General features: G+C 69.5%; 12 protein-coding genes and 2 tRNA genes. 5 read left to right on the forward strand and 9 right to left on the reverse strand.

Annotation, left to right across the window (positions count from 1 at the left end; translation table 11 throughout):
- Positions 1 to 30: 30 nt before the first annotated feature.
- Entirely contained in the window at positions 31 to 987 is a 957-nt protein-coding gene (locus tag ACSHWB_RS05435) for a GNAT family N-acetyltransferase (protein WP_439660990.1), read from the reverse strand.
- A gap of 85 nt (positions 988 to 1,072) precedes the next feature.
- Between ACSHWB_RS05435 and ACSHWB_RS05440 the strand changes: the two genes are divergently transcribed.
- On the forward strand, positions 1,073 to 1,828 hold the full coding sequence (locus ACSHWB_RS05440) for an SAM-dependent methyltransferase (RefSeq protein WP_439660991.1): 756 nt from the start codon (positions 1,073 to 1,075) through the stop codon (positions 1,826 to 1,828).
- A gap of 277 nt (positions 1,829 to 2,105) precedes the next feature.
- Here ACSHWB_RS05440 and ACSHWB_RS05445 read toward each other — a convergent pair.
- The 3 genes from ACSHWB_RS05445 to ACSHWB_RS05455 form a co-directional block, all read right to left on the reverse strand.
- A tRNA-Lys gene (locus ACSHWB_RS05445) sits at positions 2,106 to 2,177 on the reverse strand.
- Between the two features lie 8 nt (positions 2,178 to 2,185).
- Positions 2,186 to 2,257 (reverse strand) — tRNA-Gln (locus ACSHWB_RS05450).
- A gap of 16 nt (positions 2,258 to 2,273) precedes the next feature.
- Positions 2,274 to 3,602 (reverse strand): hypothetical protein, encoded by a 1,329-nt coding sequence (locus tag ACSHWB_RS05455; RefSeq protein WP_439660992.1) that lies wholly within the window; start codon positions 3,600 to 3,602, stop codon positions 2,274 to 2,276.
- Between the two features lie 61 nt (positions 3,603 to 3,663).
- On the opposite strand from ACSHWB_RS05455, the gene yaaA reads away from it, so the two are divergent.
- From yaaA to ACSHWB_RS05475, 4 genes are all read left to right on the forward strand, one after another.
- Entirely contained in the window at positions 3,664 to 4,392 is a 729-nt protein-coding gene (gene yaaA / locus ACSHWB_RS05460; RefSeq protein WP_439660993.1) for a peroxide stress protein YaaA, read from the forward strand.
- 210 nt (positions 4,393 to 4,602) lie between these two features.
- Positions 4,603 to 5,571: a serine protein kinase RIO gene (locus ACSHWB_RS05465; protein WP_439660994.1), complete on the forward strand. Its 969-nt coding sequence runs from the start codon at positions 4,603 to 4,605 to the stop codon at positions 5,569 to 5,571.
- 225 nt (positions 5,572 to 5,796) lie between these two features.
- Positions 5,797 to 7,356, forward strand: a complete 1,560-nt coding sequence (locus ACSHWB_RS05470) for a DEAD/DEAH box helicase (RefSeq protein ID WP_439660995.1) — start codon at positions 5,797 to 5,799, stop codon at positions 7,354 to 7,356.
- 68 nt (positions 7,357 to 7,424) lie between these two features.
- Positions 7,425 to 8,603: an MFS transporter gene (locus tag ACSHWB_RS05475; protein WP_439660996.1), complete on the forward strand. Its 1,179-nt coding sequence runs from the start codon at positions 7,425 to 7,427 to the stop codon at positions 8,601 to 8,603.
- On the opposite strand, the gene ACSHWB_RS05480 is transcribed toward ACSHWB_RS05475, so the two are convergent.
- From ACSHWB_RS05480 to ACSHWB_RS05500, 5 genes are all read right to left on the reverse strand, one after another.
- On the reverse strand, positions 8,548 to 10,386 hold the full coding sequence (locus tag ACSHWB_RS05480; RefSeq protein WP_439660997.1) for an ABC transporter ATP-binding protein: 1,839 nt from the start codon (positions 10,384 to 10,386) through the stop codon (positions 8,548 to 8,550). The two genes, ACSHWB_RS05475 and ACSHWB_RS05480, sit on opposite strands and share 56 nt — an antisense overlap.
- On the reverse strand, positions 10,383 to 12,113 hold the full coding sequence (locus ACSHWB_RS05485; protein ID WP_439664524.1) for an ABC transporter ATP-binding protein: 1,731 nt from the start codon (positions 12,111 to 12,113) through the stop codon (positions 10,383 to 10,385). The genes ACSHWB_RS05480 and ACSHWB_RS05485 overlap by 4 nt, the downstream gene beginning before the upstream one ends.
- 130 nt (positions 12,114 to 12,243) lie before the next feature.
- Positions 12,244 to 13,107 carry a ricin-type beta-trefoil lectin domain protein gene (locus ACSHWB_RS05490; RefSeq protein WP_439660998.1) on the reverse strand — a complete coding sequence of 288 codons (864 nt, stop codon included), beginning with the start codon at positions 13,105 to 13,107 and terminating at the stop codon, positions 12,244 to 12,246.
- A gap of 123 nt (positions 13,108 to 13,230) precedes the next feature.
- Positions 13,231 to 14,439: a uroporphyrinogen-III C-methyltransferase gene (cobA, locus tag ACSHWB_RS05495; protein WP_439660999.1), complete on the reverse strand. Its 1,209-nt coding sequence runs from the start codon at positions 14,437 to 14,439 to the stop codon at positions 13,231 to 13,233.
- Between the two features lie 51 nt (positions 14,440 to 14,490).
- Positions 14,491 to 15,204: a PIG-L deacetylase family protein gene (locus ACSHWB_RS05500; RefSeq protein WP_439661000.1), complete on the reverse strand. Its 714-nt coding sequence runs from the start codon at positions 15,202 to 15,204 to the stop codon at positions 14,491 to 14,493.
- Between the last annotated feature and the right edge of the window lie 24 nt (positions 15,205 to 15,228).

Genomic DNA, 15,228 nt, shown 5'->3' on the forward strand with positions numbered 1-15,228 from the left:
ACATCCGCGTGCTGGTCGTGGGGGCGGCGGTCAGCTCCCCACCGGCAGCCCGTAGTCGACCCAGGTCCGCGCCACCTCGAACCCCGCGCGCTCGTACACGCCGAGCGCACTGGTCGAGTTGGCCGAGTCCACGGAGAGCCCGGCGCGCTGGTAGCCCGCCACCCTGCCCTGAGCCAGCGTCCAGCTCAGCAGGGCCGCGGCCACACCACGCCCGCGGTGCTCCTCCAGGGTGCCGACGTCCCCGATCCACAGCTCGCGCACGCCCGTCATCTCCTCGACGACCGGGTAGTGCCGTGCGAGCACGAACCCGGCCACGGCGCCCTGGGAGAGCGCCAGGAAGGAGGACTCCGGAACGAACCTCTTGCTGTCGGTGAACGACGCCGCCCACTCCTCGGGGGTGCGTTCGACCGAACCCCAGTGCTCGGCGAACGCGGCGTTGCAGACCAGCCGGACCTCTTCGTCACGGGCCGCGGAGAACGGCACGATCTCGTAGCCGGGCGGGATCGGGACCTGGGCGAGTGACTCGCCCAGTGCCACCTCCAGCTCGTAGAAGTGGCGGTCGGCGCTGAAGCCGAGCTTGTTGGTCAGCGCGACATGCCCCACGGACCGGCTCTCGACCATCGTGCACACGGTCAGCGGCATGTCCGGGTGTCGTGCGACGTGGAGTCGGCGCGCCAGCTCGACAAGGCGCGGCAGCAGCTGCAGCCCGATGCCCGCGCGCCGGTGCTCGGGGTGCACAACACCGTCGAGCCGCACGCGATGCGTGCCCACGGGGTTGTCGCGCAACGCAACGAGCCCGTAAGCGGCGAGCGTGTCGTCCGCGAACACGGCCAGCGACCCGCCGGGCAGGTCGGACTTGCCGAACGACTCGGCGAAGTCCTCTTCGGACAACAGCTCGCCGGTGTCGTCGACAGTCTCGGCCGCGGTGCAGAGCGCGGCCACCGCCGGGATGTCCGCTGTCGTGAGCGGGCGCCACACGAGTTCCACGCCAACTGAAGTTACGGACAGGAGGTACCGCCAACAACCGAATAACGCGTTGCCCGCACTCAGCCCGACGGCCATCCTGCGTGCGATGACGCCACCAGAGATCGCCCCGCTGCACGAGGACCTGACCTTCCACGGCCCCTTGTCCGAGGAACGGGCAGCCCGCCTGATCCGTTCGCTCCTGCCGTTGGCCAACGCCCACGTGATCGACGTCGGCTGCGGCTGGGCCGAGTTCCTCCTGCGCACCCTGGAAGCCGCCCCCACGGCCACCGGCACCGGTGTGGACCTGAACGCCACAGACATCGCCCACGCCCAGGCCAACGCCGAGGCCAGGGGCCTGACCGGCCGCGTCAGCCTGCAGGTGGCGGACGTGGCCCAGTGGCAACCGGACCGCCCGGCCGACGTGCTGATCGTCAACGGCGCCACCCAGGTGTGGGGCGGAGACCCGTTGCAGCACACGGCGAACGCCCTCACCGCAGCCAAGCAACTGCTCCGCGCCGGCGGCAGACTCCTGCTGGGCGAGGGCTTCTGGGAACGCGAGCCCACCGCGGAGCAGCTGGCCGCGATGCCGGTGCCCCGCGAGCAGTACGGCTCGGTGGCCGACCTGGTGGACCTCGCCCACGCCCACGGCTACCGCATGCTCGGTGTGGAACAGGCGAGCCTCGACGAGTGGGACGTGTTCGAGAACGGCCACGGCCTCGCCTGGGAACGCTGGCTGCGCGCCAACCCGGACTCCGAGCATGCCGCGGAGATCAGGGCCAAGGCCGACACGGCTCGCAACTACCGGTTGCGGGGGTGGCGCGGCACGCTCGGCCTGGCCTATCTGACGCTGCAGGCGCCTTAGGGGACGTCTGCGGGTCTTGGCCACGATGTCGCCCGCCGGTCTCGGGTGCGATGTTGCGGTGCGGCGGAGGCCTGCAGGGTTCTGTCGGCGATGTCGCGGGAGAGGCCAGGTCCCACAGGACCCATCCGCGGTGTGGCAGCCACGTCTCGCGGATCTCGTCCACGAGGTCGCGTCCGAAGCCGCGCAGCACAGGTCCGTCCGCAAATACCGCAGGCGAGACCGTGCCCCGCAGGCCCCGACCGCGACATCGCAGCCGGGACCCGCAGGACCCAGTCAGGGAACACGGCCGGGCTCGAACCGGCGTCCCTCCGGAGAAGAGCCGGACGCTCTACCACTGAGCTACGCGTTCCAGGTGCGTTCGGCGGGCCGGGCTCGAACCGGCGTCCACCCGGTCCAGAGCCGGGCGCTCCACCACTGAGCTACCACCGAACGCCCACCAGCCTGCTCAGCCGGAAAGCTCCTGTCCACCGAATACCTCGGCACGCAGTGGCTTGCCGCTGAACGCCCGCGCACGCCGCAACGCCATGGCCCACAACGGATCCGACACGGCGACACCGTGTACGAGCTCCGGGGTGGGCCGGAAGCGCGCGATCAACGAGTGCGTGCGAGGTCCGGTCCAGGCGCGTGCCGGATCCACGCCGTGCGCGCGGCAGGCGGCCTCTGCGTCGGCACGGGTGCAAGGAGCCGTGCCGTCCAGCACCTCCCACGGCAGCGGCAGCGCGGCCCACACCGCGGTGTCCGGGTGCAGGCCGCCTGCCTCTTCGTGCCACCAGGTGAGGTCGGCCGCCATCACGCGCATCGCCTTGCCCGGCCAGGCGTCTTCCAGCAACGACGTGAGGCCCGCGGCGTGCAGGCAGGTGATCCACGCGGTGCGCGCGGTGTTGTAGGCGGCCGCGAAGGCGTTCCAGGTCGACGAGTCGACGCCGGAGCGCACGATCATGGTCGTGCGGTCCACGTCGGACGTGCGCCACAGGTCGGCGAGCACCGCGGCGACCGCCCTGGTCGCCGCGGACCACCGGCCGAGCAACACACCCAACTGCTCGGCGGACAGGTGCCTCAGCACGTCCCACACCGGGTGTGCCAAAGCGATCATCGGCCAGTCGGTGTCCGCAGAGGCCCGGCAGCGGGCGAAGAGGACGTCGGCGACCTGGTCGAACGGGTTCTCGCGGCCGGCGAGGCTGAACTCGCGGCGCAGCTTGCGTCGGGCCGTGAAGTAGGCGACGAAACAGGCCGCGGCCGGGTCCACGTGGAAGCGGTCACGGTCGATCACGCCCACGAAGCCCGCCGAGGCGAGCAGGGTCGCGCGGCGCAGTTCCCGGGTGCGGCCGAGTCGCCCGGCCTTCGCGGAGAGTCTGCGCAGCATGCGGAAGCGGCGGTTGTACTGGCGCTTCGAGAGGTCGATGCCGGCTGACGCGCGGGCGTCGCGGTTCAGACGGTCCGCGAGGAAGTCCGTGTGCGCGGCGTCCCAGCCGATGCCGGCGCCGGCATGTGCCGCGAACTCCAGCACCGACAACGGGTCCTCGGCGTCGACCTCCGCGTCCACACCGAACAGACGCCGGGTGGCGGCTACCTGGCGGGCGGCGCCCACCGGGCGGGCGTAGTCGTCGCTCATCCCGGAGAAGCCCTGCCAGCGCGCGGCGTGTGCCGCTACGCCGCCGATCACCGCGCGCTCGCGGCGCGTCGGGTTCGGGAGTGCCTCCAGCACGAGGACGGCCACGTCCTCCGGGCGCGGCCTTGCGTCGAGCGAGCTGTACAGGCGGTCGAGTGCGTCCACGCCTTCCAGATCACCACGCCCTGTCCAGCTGTTTTCCGGCTTTGCCCTACGCTTTCGCATCGTGCTGGTGCTGCTTCCCCCGTCGGAGACCAAGGCGATCGGCGGCGAGGGCGCGCCGCTCGACCTCGACGCGCTGTCGTTCCCCGAGCTGAATCCCGTGCGCGACAAGCTGGTGTCCGCGCTGGCCGATCTCGCGCAGGACGTGCCGGCGAGCCTCAAGGCCCTCGACATCTCCGAACGCCAGGTCGACGAGGTGCACCGCAACGCGTCTTTGCGCACGTCGGAGACCACACCCGCGCTGTTGCGCTACACCGGCGTGCTCTACGACAACCTGGACTTCCCGTCGCTCAGGAAGACCGAGCGGCAACGCGCGTACGAGCGGCTGGCGGTCTCGTCGGCGCTGTTCGGGGTGATCCGCGGCGGTGATCCCGTACCCGCGTACCGGTTGTCCGGCGGGAGCGCGCTGCCCGGCCACGGCAGCCTGCGCACGGTGTGGAAGCCCGCGCTGGAACCCGTGCTCGCCGAGGCCGACGAGTTCGTGGTCGACCTGCGGTCCGGCGCGTACTCGAGCCTCGCGCGGATCCCGCACTCCGTGGTCGTCCGGGTGGTCACCAGCGAGGGCAAGGTCGTCAGCCACTTCAACAAGGCGCACAAGGGACTGCTCGCGCGGGCCATCGCGCAGTCCAGCGCCGAGCCACATGACCTTAAAGGCCTGGTCAGGCTCGCGCAGAAGGCCGGGCTCACGATGGTGCCGACCGGCGCGAAGACCGCGGACCTGATCACCGGTTAATTCGGTTGCGGGCACCAGACCCGCGGGGGCAGGCTTCTCCCCGAAGCGTGACAACGGAGCTGGACCGAGGAGGTGCGTGATGTCAGAGCCTGTCTTTGGACGTGGCACCGCGTTCGCGACCCGTCCAGCCGCCCTTCGCGCCTGATCAGCACCGTTTGATCGCAGAGCGCCAGTGGGGCGGTCACCCTTCATCGCCTGGGAGACCCCACCGTGCGCGAGCACGATCTTTTCGAACGTTACGAATCTGCTTTCGACGGCGCCGACGACACCATGCGGCGCAAGGGAAAGCGCACCAACCGCCGGGCCGACGACGCGGAACCCACGCGTCGCGGCCGCATGACCGAAGAAGAGAAGCTGCGCGTCTCGCGACTGCGCGAGGACCAGCTCAGCTCTGCGGACACCCCTGAGGACGGCGACCGCTGGTCCACTTGGGGCGATGCCGACCAAGGTCCCAAACCGCATCCCGACTGGCTCATCACGGAACTGGCCGCGGTCGACCGCGAGCTCGGCATCGTGAAGACCGGCAAGGAGGCGGACGTCTTCCTGCTGGAACGCGCCATCGGCGACAGGTCGACCCTGCTCGCCGCCAAGCGCTACCGCAGCAACGACCACCGGATGTTCCACCGCGACGCCGGGTATCTCGAGGGTCGTCGCATGAAGAAGTCCCGTGAGACGCGGGCGATCGCCAACCGCACCGCGTTCGGGCGCAACCTGATCGCGGAACAGTGGACGGTCGCGGAGTTCGCCGCGCTCTCCAAGCTGTGGCAGATCGGCGCACCCGTGCCGTATCCGGTGCAGCGCAGCGGCACCGAGCTGCTGCTGGAGTTCATCGGGGACGCCGACGGCAACGCGGCACCGCGGCTCGCGCAGACCCGTCCCGACGAGGACGAGCTGCTCGACCTGTGGCGCCAGCTGGTCGCGACGCTCATGACGCTCGCCGAGGCGGGCATCACGCACGGCGACCTCTCGGCGTACAACCTGATGGTCCACGACGGCCGGCTGATCATGATCGACCTGCCGCAGGTGGTCGACCTCGTCGCGAACCCCCGCGGACCCGAGTTCCTCGACCGCGACGTCCGCAACATCTGCGGCTGGTTCGCCTCGCGCGGCCTGCCCACGGAGATCGGCGACCCGTCGTCGCTGGTGGCGACGCTGCTGGACGTGGCGGGTATGGCCTGACACACGTTGCGCGTCCGGCCGTGTCCAACGACACTGCCGGGCGCGCAAGGCTTCGCGAGAGATCAGCTAGACTGTGCTGTACACCGATGAAGGCCTGACGGCCGTTGACCGGTGTTTCCACCCACTCATCAGCGGCGTGACCATCACGCCGGGCCCGTCCTTGTGATCGGCACCGCGGTAGCTCGCGGGGCAGCCTCGAGACGTGCCATGTCCCGGAGGTTTGTTTTGCCATCAATGTCCGAAGGTCGTTCCGAGCATGGGCAAAGCCGCAGGTCACCGCGGCGCCGCTCGGGTCGCCAGGGCAATTCCTCGCGTCCGCAGCAGCGGGTCGAGGAACCGATCGTCGCCGAGCCGTTCGAGAGCACGCTGCCGGAAGGCCCCTTGCCCTCGTTCGCTGAACTCGGCCTTGCCGACGCGCTGATCCGCTCGCTCGTCGCCAACGAAATCACCGAGCCGTTCCCCATCCAGGCGGCCACCCTTCCCGACTCCATGGCCGGCCGCGACATCCTCGGCCGTGGCCAGACGGGCTCCGGCAAGACGCTGGCGTTCGGTCTCGCGATGCTGACCCGCCTCGCGGGTGGCCGCTCCGTGCCGCACAAGCCGCGTGGCCTGATCCTCGTCCCGACCCGCGAGCTCGCGATGCAGGTGGAGACGGCTCTCATGCCGCACGCCCGCTCGCTGGGCCTGTGGTGCCGCGTCGTCGTCGGCGGCACGTCGTTCCCGCGCCAGATCGATCACCTGCGCCGCGGCGTCGACCTGCTCATCGCCACGCCGGGCCGTCTGTCCGACCACGTCCGCCAGGGCACGTGCGACCTCGGCTCCGTCGAGATCACCGCGCTGGACGAGGCCGACCAGATGGCGGACATGGGCTTCATGCCCCAGGTCCGCGCGATCCTCGACCTGACCCCGCAGGACGGCCAGCGCCTGCTGTTCTCCGCGACGCTCGACGGCGACGTGGACAAGCTGGTCCGCCAGTACCTGCACTCCCCGGTGACGCACTCGGTGGCCCCGGCCACCGCCAGCGTCACGACGATGGAGCACCACCTGCTGTTCGTGTCCGCCGAGGACAAGCAGAACGTGGTGAACGAGGTGGCCGCACGCGAGGGCCGCACGATCATGTTCGTGCGCACCAAGCACCACGTGGACCGCCTCGCCAAGAAGCTGCGTTCGATGGGCGTCAACGCCGGAGCGCTGCACGGCGGCAAGGCGCAGAGCGCGCGCACCCGCGTGCTCGGCGAGTTCCGCGAGGGCACCATGCCGGTCCTGATCGCCACCGACGTCGCCGCCCGCGGCATCCACGTCGACGACGTCTCGCTGGTCGTCCACGTCGACCCGCCGGCCGACCCGAAGGACTACCTGCACCGCGCCGGTCGCACGGCGCGCGCCGGCCAGTCCGGCACGGTCGTCACGCTGGTCACGCACGACCAGCGCCGGGCAGTCCAGGGCATGGCCGCGCGTGCGGGCATCCGTCCGGAGAGCACGAAGGTGCGCCCCGGTGACGAGGACCTGGTCCGCATCACCGGCGCCCGCATCCCGAGCGGTGAGCCGATCATCGAGCGCGAGAAGCCGGCCCGCCGCAGCGGTGGCTCCGGTGGTCGTCGCTTCGGTGCTCCTGCCGCCGCAGGCAGCGGTGGCGGTGGCTACCGCGGTGGCTCCGGCCGCCGCACCGAGGGTGGCGAGTTCCGCGGTGGACCGCGCCGTTCGGAGCGTTCCGAGGGTGGTCGCACCTTCGGCCGGACCGAGCGTGGCGCGGGTCGTCCGCGCCGTGCCGCACCGCAGCACTGATCTGATCCACGGCTGAAGGCCGCTTCCCCGCTTCGGGGAGGCGGCCTTCGTCGTGTGTACGGTGCGGCATGGGGCGGAACTGGTACCTGCTGTGGAGCGGCAGCGCCGTCTCCGCGCTGGGGGACGGCATCTTCCTGGCGGCCCTCCCGTTGCTCGCCGCCACCCTCACCCAGGACCCGAAGCTGATCGCCGGCGTCAGCTTCTTCGGCACGCTCCCCTGGTTGCTGGTCTCGCTCTCGGCGGGAGTGGCCGCGGACCGGTATGACGGCCGGCGCCTGCTTCTCACCGCCCTGTGGGTCCAATGTGGGCTGATGGCGCTGCTCGCCACGTTCCACAGCGGGCACATCGTTTTCCTGTACTGCATGGCGTTTCTGATCGGCGTCGCCGAGACCGTGCCGAGGGCGGTCGGTCAGCCGCTCATCAAGGCCACTGTGGAGAACCATCTGCTGGAGCGGGCGAACGGCAGGTTGTTCGCGTCGCAGGCGGTGGCGCTGCAGTTCGCTGGACCGCCGTTGGGTGGGCTGCTGTTCGTGCTTGCCGCACCGGCGCCGTTCTGGGTCAACGCGCTGACGTTCGCCGTCGCCGCAGGGCTGGTCACGATGATGCGCACTCGGCACAGAGCACCGGCGTCCAGGCCGAAAGCCAGGGAAGGCTTGCGGTGGCTGGCGAAGCACAAGGCGCTCAGGACCATCACGGTCGTGTCGGCCACGTCGAACCTGTGCATCGCGATGACCATGGCGACGCTGGTGCTGTTCGCCGAGCAACGGCTCGGGCTGACCGGCACCGGGTACGGCGCGCTGCTGGCCACGCTCGCGTGCGGCGGTGTGGCGGGCGGTGTGTTCGCCGAGCGGCTGATCGGCAGGTATCGCCACACCGTCGCGGTCACGGTGGTGCTGATCCCGTTGATGTGGCTGGGGATCGTGACGCTCGCCCACGACCTCGCCACGGTCGCGGTGTTCGCGGTGGTGAGCTCGTTCTGCACGGCCGTGTGGGGTGTGGCGACCGCGAGCTTCCGGCAGCGAGTGGTGCCCACGGAACTGCTCGGCCGCGTCAGCAGCGCGCAGACCCTGATCACCTGGGGTGTTCAGCCGGTCGGCGCGCTGCTGGGCGGACTCACCGCGGACTACTTCGGGCTACTCGCGCCCTGGTACGTGGCGGTCGCGCTGCGGACCACCGTGGGGCTGCTCAGCCTCACAGCGCTGCGGCGAACTGCGCTGAGTACAGCCGGTGGTAGGCCCCTTCCCTAGCGAGCAGCTCCTCGTGCGTGCCCTGCTCGACGATGCGCCCCGCCTCCATCACCAGGATCAGGTCGGCGTCGCGGATCGTGGACAGCCGGTGGGCGATGACGAACGACGTGCGCGACGACCGCAGCGCAGCCATGGCGTGTTGCACCAACGACTCCGTGCGGGTGTCGACCGAACTGGTGGCCTCATCGAGGATCAGCAGTGTCGGGTCGGACAGGAACGCTCGCGCGATGGTGAGCAGCTGCTTCTCGCCCGCGGAGACGTTCGAGCCTTCCTCGTCGATCACGGTGTAGTAGCCGTCGGGCAGGCATCGGACGAAACGGTCCACATAGGTCGCCTGGGCCGCGGCGAGGATCTCCTCCTCCGTGGCGCCTGGTTTGCCGTAGGCGATGTTGTCGCGGATCGTGCCGCCGAACAGCCATGTCTCCTGCAGCACCATGCTCGCCTGTGCGCGCAGGTCTGCGCGGCGCAGCGAGGTGATGTCGACGTCGTCGAGGGTGATGCGGCCGCCGCTGAGCTCGTAGAACCGCATGATGAGGTTCACCAGTGTCGTCTTGCCCGCGCCGGTGGGACCGACGATGGCGATCATCTGGCCGGGTTCGGCGACGAGCGAGAGGTTCTCGATCAGCGGCCGGTCCGGGTCGTAGGAGAACGACACGTCCTGGAACTCGACCTTGCCGCAGCGCCACGGCGGCGGGACGGCGTCGGACGGGTCCGGGCGCTGTTCCGGTGCGTCGAGCAGTTCGAACACGCGCTCCGCCGACGCGACGCCGGACTGCAGCAGGTTCGACAGCGATGCCGCTTGGGTGAGCGGCTGGGTGAACTGGCGCGAGTACTGGATGAACGCCGTCACCTCGCCGAGCGTCATGCTGCCGGACGTGATGCGGAGGCCGCCGATGACCGCGATGGCGACGTAGCTCAGGTTCGACAGGAACATCATCGACGGCATGATCAGGCCGGACACGAACTGCGCGCCGGCCGCGGCCTCGTAGAGCTGGGCGTTGCGGCGGCGGAACTCCGCCTCCGACTCCTGCTGCCTGCCGAACGCGGTCACCAGCTGGTGGCCGCTGAACGCCTCCTCGATGTGCGCGTTCAGCTGGCCGGTGTGCTTCCACTGCGCCACGAACTGCTTCTGCGCGCGCTTGCCGATCGCACCGGTCAGCACCACCGAGAGCGGGATGACCAGCATCATCACCCCGGCCAGCAGCGGTGAGATCACGAACATCATCACGGTGACGCCGATGAGGCTGAGCACGGCGGTGAGCAGCTGGCTCATCGTCTGCTGCAACGTCGTCGAGATGTTGTCGATGTCGTTGGTGACGCGGGAGAGCAGCTCGCCGCGCGGCTGGCCGTCGAAGTACTTGAGCGGCAACCGGTGCAGCTTCGCCTCGACGCTCTCGCGCAGCCGGTAGACCACGCGCTGCACCACGCCGTTCAGCAGCCGCGACTGCTGCCAGCTGAACAGCGACGCGAACACGTACAGGCCGAGTGCGAACGACAGCACGGACGCGAGCGCACCGAAGTCGATGCCGGAGCCGCGCAGGCCGTTGAAGATGATGTCGGTGGCGTCGCCGAGGATCTTCGGGCCCAGGACGGTGAACGCGATGCCGAGCACGCCGAAGCCGACGACGAGGACGAACGTGACGCGTTCCGGCTTCATCAGGCCGGCCAGCCGCCGGGCCGACGTGCCGAAGTCCGCCGCCTTGCTGACCGGCGCCTGCATGGCGAACCGGCCTGCGGGGCCGCCGACCGGCCGCGGCTGCTCGCGAGAGGTGGTGGTCGTCATGACGCCTCCTCCGGCGTGAGCTGGGACTGGACGATCTCCAGGTACGTGGGGCAGGTCTCCATCAGCTCGCGGTGCGCGCCCCTGCCGACGATCTCGCCGTTCTCCAGCACGAGGATCTGGTCGGCCTGGGCCACTGTGGACACCCGCTGCGCCACGACGATCACGGCGGCGTCGCGCGTGTACGGCCTCAGTGCCGCCCGCAGCGCCGCGTCCGTGGCGAGGTCGAGCGCGGAGAACGAGTCGTCGAACAGGTACACGTCCGGCCTGCGCACCAGCGCCCGTGCGATGGAGAGCCGCTGCCGCTGGCCGCCGGACAGGTTGGAGCCGCCCTGCGCGATCACGGCGTCGAGCCCGCCCATCGCGGTGACGAAGTCGCGTGACTGCGCGATGTCCAGCGCCGTCCACATCTGTTCGTCGGTGGCGTCCGGCGCGCCGTGGCTCAGGTTCGACCGCACGGTGCCGGTGAACAGGTACGACACCTGCGGCACGAGCCCGATCCGCGACCGCAGCGCCTCCGGGTCCTGGGTCCGCACGTCGACGCCGCCGACCCGAACCTCCCCCGCCGTCACGTCGATCAGCCGCGGGATCAGGCTCATCAGCGTCGTCTTGCCGGAGCCGGTGCTGCCGATGATCGCGGTGGTCTGCCCGGCGCCCACGCTGAACGACGTGCTCCTGAGCACCGGCGCGTCGGCGCCGGGGTACCGGAACTCCGCGCTGTGGAAGGAGACCTCGCCACGTCCGACCGACGCGGCCACGGGCTCCACCGGGGCGTGCACCGACGGTTCGGTGGTGATGACCTCCATGATCCGTCCGGCGCTGACGGCGGCACGCGGCACCATCGTGGAGACGAACGACGCCATCATCACCGACATCAGGATCTGCAGGAGGTAGGCGAGGAACGCGGTCAGCGCGCCGACCTGCATCTCCCCGTCCGCCACCCGGTGCGCCCCGAACCACAGGACCGCGACGCTGGACACGTTGAAGATCAGCATGACTGTCGGGAAGATCATCGCCTGCAGCCGGCCCGCCCGCAGCGCGATGTCGGTGAGCTGCGCGTTGGCGTCGGCGAACCGCTCGGTCTCCGCCTTCTCCCGCACGAACGCCCGCACCACGCGCACGCCGGTGAGCTGTTCGCGCAGCACCCGGTTCACGTGGTCGATGCGCTCCTGCTGACGGCGGAACAACGGCACCATCCGAATGGTGATCATGCCGATCGCGACCGCCAGCACCGGCACGCACACCAGCAGCAGCCACGACAGCCCGACGTCCTCGCGCAGCGCCATCACGACGCCGGCCACGGACATGATCGGCGCCGCGACGAACATCGTCGTCAGCATCACGACCAGCACCTGCACCTGCTGCACGTCGTTCGTCGTCCGCGTGATCAGCGACGGCGCCCCGAACCGCGCGACCTCCTGTGCGGAGAACGACCCGACCCGGTGGAACACCCCCGAGCGCACGTCCCGCCCGAACGCCATCGCGGTGCGCGTGCCGTACCAGACGGCCACGATCGAACAGGCGATCTGCACCAGCGAGACGACCAACATCCAGACGCCCTGGTCCAGGATGTACGCCGAGTCACCGCGCGCGACGCCGTTGTCGATGATGTCGGCGTTGAGGCTCGGCAGGTACAGCGAGGCGATCGTGCCGACGAGCTGCAACGCGACGACGATGGTCAGCTCCCTGCGGTACGGCCGCAGGTAGGTCGTCAGCAGGCGGGTGAGCACTCGGTCCCCGCCTGGTGGCGCGGCTGTCTGGGTGGACAAGCAAGGCTCCTGTAGGTCGAGAGGTGCACGAAAAAACCACCGTCCAGACCGAAGCCTGGACGGTGGTGAGTAAAGCCGCAAAGCGAATTTGCTACTTCTTGGCGGCTGCCTTGAATGTCCATTGGGCGGCGGAACCCGAGCAGGACGCCGCAGTCACCTTGCCGGACGCGTCCCGGTAGCACTTGGTGTTGTACTGCATGTCCGAAATGGTCTTGTTCGGGTTGATCGACCATTGCTGAGCCGGTCCGCCGTCGCACTTCTTCAGCAGCACCTTGCCCGAGGACAGCGTCGTGCACTGCTGGGGCGAGCCCTGCTCCATGAACGCGCCGTGGAACTTGAACTGCTGGTTCGCCGCACCGCTGCAGGTGGCCGTGGTCAGCTGCGCGCCGGACGCGCCGCCCTGCAGGCACTTGCCGGTCGAGACGTTCTTGTACTCGCCGTTGGTGGTCTTGGGCTTCGCGCCGCCGTAGCACTCGCCGGTCGAGGTGTTGAAGATCGGCGTCGAGTCCACGGCCAGGTTCGACGGCGGGTTGAGGATGGTCTCCTCCAGCACCGGCTTGCCGTCGTCGTGGTAGTTCGTCAGCGCGTCCTCGCAGTCGATGGCGTTCATGGCGTTGCCGCCCTTGCCGCCGACCCACGCGTCGAAGTGCCACAGCTTCGGGCCGCCGTTGGGGCCGTTGCCGCTCCAGTCCTGCTCACAGGAGGAACAGGAGTCCTCCATGATGAAGTACTTCTTGACCCGCGGGAAATAGATCTTGGTTCCCGGCTTGGCCTCCTTGCTGGACGTGGCGAACGTGATCGGGTCCGACCACGTGCCCTTTCCGCCTGCTGTGTCGTGGATCTGCGGGTAGGCGATGTCACCACCGGGCGGCGTGTTGTCGTACCAGCCGTAGAAGGTCCAGAAGACCTGTTGTGATGCCGCGTTCGCCGGGGTCGAAACGACCAAACCGGACATCGCCAGCAAAATACCTGCCGCCAAAGACAGGACGCGTTTCATGCGGGCCTCCGCAAAACCGGTGGACTCAGGCGGCGTGAATGCAGAGTCCACCGGGCGCGCGGCTTTTGTAAAGAAACTTATCTAACTATTTGCGGAAGCAATCCCCGCGACGGGACCGACCACGATGATCGCCGGAGGACGAACCTCCCAGGCCTTCACGTCCACACCGAGAGAGTCCAAAGTGGACCGGTAGACGCGCTGAGATGCGGTGCTGCCCTCCTGGATCACGGCGACGGGCGTCGAACCGGGACGGCCTTCCATCAACGCCGTGGCGAACGCACCAGCTCGTTCGACCGCCATCATCAGCACGACGGTGCCACGAAGGCGCGCGATCGCAGACCAGTCGACGAGAGAGCGCGGATCGTCCGGCGCGACGTGGCCGGAGACGACGACGACCTCGTGCGCCACGCCTCGATGCGTCACGGGCACACCGGCCAGTGCGGGCACACCGAACGCCGACGTCACGCCCGGCACCACGGTCACGGGGATCCCGGCCTCGGCGCACGCCAGCAGCTCCTCGAAACCCCGCCCGAAGACGTACGGGTCACCGCCCTTGAGCCGGACGACGAACTTCCCCTCCTTCGCGCGGTCGATCAGCGTCTGGTTGATGAACTCCTGCGTCGCCGCACGCCCGTACGGGATCTTCGCCGCGTCCACGACCTCGACGTGCGCCGGCAGCTCCTCCAACAGTTCACGCGGGGCCAGCCGGTCGGCCACGACCACGTCGGCGTGAGCCAGCAAACGCTTGCCCTGCACCGTGATCAGCTCGGGGTCGCCGGGTCCGCCACCCACCAGCGCGACACCGACGGGCGGTGCGGCCTGGTCCGCGATCCGGCCGTCACGCAGCGCCGACACGAGTCCGTCCCGCACCGACGCCGACCGCCGGTGCTCACCCCCTGCCAGCACACCGATCAACATGCCGTCGTGCATACCGGTCGCCGGCGTCACGGCCGTGCCCTCGACGGCGATGTCCGCGCGCACGCAGAACACACGCTGCGAGAGCGCTTCTTCGCCGATCTGCGTGTTCACCTCGACGTCGGACGTGCACGCCACCACGTACCAAGCGCCCTCGACGTCACCGGCCTCGAACCGCCGCTCGTGCCACGTCAGCTCGCCCGCGTCGACCATGCCCTGCACGGCGGGTGTGACGGACGGCGACACGAGCTCGACGACGGCGCCGGACGCGATCAGGCGGGGCAGGCGGCGCTGCGCGACCGTACCTCCGCCGACCACGAGGACGCGCCGGCCCCGGAGGTCGAGGCCGGCCAGGTAGTGCTGTTCAAAGGGCATGCGTAGAAGCATCCACACCGGACCCGCCGTGTCCAGCCGAAGGGAACATGGTCACAGCGTCATCAGCTCGAAAGAAGTGGCGAGGACCCCTCCGAACCGCTTCCCCGCGTTCTCCGCCATCGATCGGAGGAACGTCGCCGGATCGGCCATGTCGCCGCTCAACGCCTCCAGATACGCCTTGTGCGCGCGTAGAGAGACCACGGAGGCATAGAAGGAGTCGGTGATGTCCACGGCGTGCGTAGCCAACGGCGAGGACGCCACCGCCACGTACTTCACGCCTTCCCACTTCTCCAGCCCGAGCTCCGGGAAGATCCACCGGTTGCCCGCGTCCCGCACGGCGTCGACGGTGGCACGCCCGACGGCGATGTGGTCGGCCATGTTCAGCCCGCCGCCCGGCCAGGTCTCGCGGTAGTTGCCGGTGATCACGAACTCCGGGCGGTGGCGGCGGATGGCGGCCGCGATGTCGCGCCGCAACGGGAGTCCGTACTCGATTGTGCCGTCCGAGTGGTCCAGGAACTCGACCTCGGTCACGCCGACGGCCACACACGACGCGATCTGCTCCGCGACCCGCAACGGCCCGCAGACGCTCGGTTCCATCGAGTCGATGCCGTTCTCCCCACGGCACGCGAGCACGTACGCGATGTTCTTGCCTTGAGCGGTCCACCGCGCGATGGCGCCCGCACCGCCGTACTCCATGTCATCGGGGTGAGCGACGACGACCAGCGCGTTCGACCAGTCTTCCGGTACAGGTTCTAGATCAGCCATGCGTGCAGGGTGCGCGCCAAGCAC

Source organism: Lentzea sp. HUAS TT2 (assembly GCF_051853195.1).
Classification (GTDB): Bacteria; Actinomycetota; Actinomycetes; order Mycobacteriales; family Pseudonocardiaceae; genus Lentzea.